Origin of the sequence: Oscillibacter valericigenes (assembly GCF_016902445.1) — a bacterium.
GTDB lineage: Bacteria > Bacillota > Clostridia > Oscillospirales > Oscillospiraceae > Oscillibacter > Oscillibacter avistercoris.
This window is the reverse complement of sequence record NZ_JACSNX010000049.1, coordinates 1-3534: the sequence shown is the minus strand read 5'-3', so window position 1 is coordinate 3534 and position 3534 is coordinate 1. Positions and strand designations below refer to the sequence as shown.

Sequence of the window (3534 nt, the reverse complement as noted above, 5' to 3'; positions counted from 1 at the left end):
CAAACGGCCAAAGCCTCCGGGCGGCGGAACATTCCCCGCACTACCTCCGGTAGTGCGGGGAAAAGTTGCATCCGTCAGTGCAGCAGAAAAACTTTTTCCGGTGCATGGAAACGTGCAACTTTTGCCCTACACTCCACAGGAGTGTAGGGCAAAGCGGAGGAGCTGCCTCCGGCGCGGGAGCATTTTTCAAGTCCCGGCGCCCCTGCGGAGGCCCGGCGTTCCCCCTGCCGGGCCGCCCTGTAAATTGATACGAAGCGAGGAATGTTTTTTGAACCAAACGGCCAATTACCAACTGTGTCAGTGGGCCCCCACCGACCGGATCTTGATGGAAAATTTTAACAGTGACAACAGCAAGATCGACACGGCGCTGAAAGAAAACGCCGACAACATCGCCGCCCTGGAGACAGCGGTGGCGGGGAAGGGCAACTGCCAGATCGTCTACGGCAGCTACACAGGAAACGGCGGCTACGGCAGCGGCAGTCCCTGCACCCTGACGTTTGACGGCAAACCAATCTTCGTGTTTGTCTTTCCGAAGGAACGGGAGGGCTCACACGACATCCACTTGAAGCTGCTGCGGAATGTGCCCTATGCCATCAGTCTTGACGCAAATTCCGGATATGTCGTCGGAGTTGAGTGGACTGACAACAGCGTAAAGTGGTACAGCATCAGCGCAGTTAACAGCGGCGAAATGCAGCTGAACACAAGTGGCGCACAATATTCTTACGTGGCGCTTTTGGAATCAAATGAATAACAAAATCCCCCGGGCCGAAGCCCGGGGGATTTGTTGCCTTAAACTCTAGCGCCAGCTGGTTTAATTAACTTCCACCAGAGTAGGTTCGCCAACAGCCAGAGTGCCGATGGTTCTGTTGCTCAGAGTCATCGTCACACGATACTGGCCGTCAACCAGAGGCATGTTGACCTTCACGCCAGTGCCGTCAGCAATGCCGCAGTTATCAGTGCCGAAGCCCGTGACAGTCTGCTCAACAGTGTCAATGGTCTTCCAGCCCTCGGTCAGGCTGAAGAACTCCACCTTAGTGGTCAGAGTGGCGGTGTTGCCATAGTTCTTGTCAGCGCCCGCATTGTCGACAACCTTAGCATACGTCAGGGTAATGCCGCTGTTGTCAGCAGAGATTGCCAGGGAATTGGCGTTGAAGCCGACCACCTTGTAGCCGCTGGAGGCCACGGGGGTCTCGCCCTTGTTCTCGAACTTGCTGTCACGGATGATAACCGTGGTAGCGAAGCCAGTGGTCTCGTCGCAGATGGCAACCAGACGGCCAGTGATGTAGTAAGTCTCGCCGTCCACAGCGCCAGTGGCAGCCAGAGCGGCATCGATGTCGCTGTACTCCACATAGTCGCTGCCGTTGACCGTGTCAGTGTTCTGGACGAAGAAGACGCAGTCGTCGGCGGTCATCACGTACTGCTTGCTGAAGTTAGCAGTATTGAAGTAGATGGTCTGTGCACGCAGGGTCACTTCAAAGGCTGTATTGCCGCTGCTGGTAATCTGGACATAGCCGTTGTCCTTGTTGGTGCTGGTTTCGGCGGTCGTCCAGTTATCCTTCATCAGCTCCATCTTCTTGGCGTAGCCATCAGCGTCATAGCTGGCCTTGTACAGAGAGCCACCCATCAGCCAGTTGGCCGGGCTCTCGGTGTCCTTCTCCACCAGAGTGTTGAAGCCGCCCTTGCCGCTGTCAGTCTCCACCAGCTGCTTGTCAACGATGGCGTCGTAAGACCAGTAGTAGCCATCGTCGCCGACCTCAGCGTCATAGCTGCGGTCGCCGATGCCGTCGGTCAGATACACGAACCGGTTGCCCACGCTGCCGTCCTCGCCGACGACCACGGCGTACTTCACGTAGTTGCCGTCGTACAGAACATAGGCACCATAAGCGCCGGAAGTTGTGTTCTCGCTCATGTCGATGCTGGTGTTGCGGATGCCGGTGGTCACATTGGTCACATCAACGATGGAACCGTTGGTCTTATCGACACTCTTGTCGGCCTCCACAGTGATATAGACGGACTCGGTGTTGCCGTAGGCAATCACATCATAGTCGCTGGGGGAGGTAGTGGTGGTTGCGCCGAGGCGGTCAACGCCCTTCAGAGTGGGATTCTCCACATCCAGAACACGATTGGTATCCAAATCGTGGAACTGATCGTCCGCAACACCCTTCAGGACATAGTTGCCGTCAGAGTCCACAGAGTAGGTCCACCACTGGTTGACATTGGATTTGTCATTGGCGACTACGTCAGCCACGCCGTCCTTCTCATAGCAGGTGATGGTCTTCATCTGGCCGTCGGGGAAGATGGCCAGGGCCTTGTCCAGGGTCTTGGCCAGGACGCTGGAGCCAACGTCATAGCCCACGATGAACAGGTAGTTGGTGGTATCCTCCACGTTCTGCAGGCCCACCACATAGCCGTAGGGATCCAGATACAGGTTGTAGGTGTAATCCTTCAGCTGCTGGGTGTTGTCATTGTAGTTGTACAGGAACTTAGCGTCCCAGAAGGACTTGACAGCGGTGGAGTACTTGGTGCCGCTGGCAGTCACCTGTCCCAGCTTGTACTGGCCGCCGTTGTCCGCAATATCTTTGTCAACGCTGTAGGAGGAAATGGAGACCTCAGAGACGACCTCGGGATCCTCCACGGACTCGATCACCTGACGGGTGCCGGACATGGTGACCAGCATCACATCGTCCTTCTCATAGCCAGAAACATCGAAGTCATCGTTGTCGACGTATCTCGTGATGGAAGCATTGTTCAGACCAGTGTAGATCTTGATGTTCAGTCTCTCGCTGGACTCGCTGTAATCGGAAATGGCCTGGGCCAGATAGGTATTGATGGAGGTGACAGTGAACTCCTTGTCATCCACATTCACGAACACCTGGGTCAGAACGCCGTTGCCGGTGGAACCAACTGTGTCGTCGTTCTTTCTGGTGATCTTGGCCTGAGAGACCTCGCCAGCGCCGGTACCGACATTGTCAACGCCATCCACATAGGCGTCCATGCCGTACTTCTCAGCGGCGGTCTTGCCCACAGCGTCATACAGATCCTGATACTCCACCTTGGTGGTGTACTCAGCGACCATCTTGCTGTAGTCCACATAGGTGCCGATCTCTTCGCCCTTCCAGCTCCACACGCGGGCGGGACGGCCAAAGTTGTCGGTCTCGGCGTCCAGGCGCAGGTCAGTCTGGTACCGCTCAGCGAACTCGACAGTGTAGTCGCCGGAGGCGTTGTCCTTGTCGTCGTTGATGCTGGTGGCCTGGTTGTAGATGCTAGAGGTCACATAGGTGGGCTCGGAAGCGCCGGTGACGATCTCCGCGCCGTTGATGGTGATGCTGGAACCCTTGTTAGCATACTCCACCAGGGTGGACTTCAGGGTGTTGACCGCATACAGGGCGGCCTCTTCACGGGTGCAGGCCTTGGAGCCCACAAAGTTGTCGTTGCCGTCGGTCAGGCCGATCTCATAGGCACGGCCGGCCACGTTCACGGTCCAGTTGGTGCCGGTGTAGCCCTCGATGGACTGGTCATAGCCCAGAGCGCCCA

General features: G+C 56.6%; 1 protein-coding gene and 1 pseudogene. One reads left to right on the top strand and one right to left on the bottom strand.

Annotated features, from left to right (window positions below):
- Positions 1-268: 268 nt before the first annotated feature.
- Complete coding sequence (locus H9X91_RS13910; protein ID WP_204805859.1) at positions 269-751, top strand: hypothetical protein; 483 nt, start codon at positions 269-271, stop codon at positions 749-751.
- Between the two features lie 60 nt (positions 752-811).
- On the opposite strand, the pseudogene H9X91_RS13905 reads toward H9X91_RS13910, so the two are convergent.
- A pseudogene (locus H9X91_RS13905) lies at positions 812-3534 on the bottom strand (hypothetical protein); the annotation flags it as partial.